Below are 447 nucleotides of genomic sequence, written 5' to 3'. Positions count from 1 at the left end.
ATGATTATAAGGTCGCTTTTTAAAAAGTTCCGGATGGGTTTTATGCCACTCCTTCATCGCCATGATGGGTGGTTTGGAGTCCAGAGCGGACTGCGGCAACTGATGGTTATACAGGTGCACATAGCGTAAGAGCGTCTGCTCCAGATCTTCACGACTGTCAAAACGATTAGTCTTGAGCACATCCGATATTCGACCGTTGAAGCGCTCGACCATACCATTCGTCTGAGGTGTCCTGGGTTTGGTCAGACGATGCTCAATTCCCAGATCATCACAGAGACGGTCAAACTCGTGATTGCCACTGGGTTCACGGGCTCTTGAGTGAAACAGGCGATCCGTAAACTCTTTGCCATTATCGGTCAAAATATGAGTGATCTTGATAGGCGTCGCCTGCTGGAGGCTATCCAGGAAACGCCGGGCTGCCGCCGCTGTTTTGTTCGGGTGGATCTG

1 protein-coding gene is annotated in these 447 nt (G+C 50.6%); it reads right to left on the bottom strand.

The genetic code is table 11. From position 1 onward, the window contains the following. A partial coding sequence (locus KTN04_RS16710; RefSeq protein ID WP_217336347.1) for an integrase core domain-containing protein occupies positions 1-447 on the bottom strand: 447 nt, incomplete at both ends.

The sequence above is a fragment of the Marinobacterium weihaiense genome (genome assembly GCF_019061305.1).
GTDB lineage: Bacteria > Pseudomonadota > Gammaproteobacteria > Pseudomonadales > Balneatricaceae > Marinobacterium > Marinobacterium weihaiense.
This window is presented reverse-complemented; position numbering and strand designations above follow the sequence as displayed.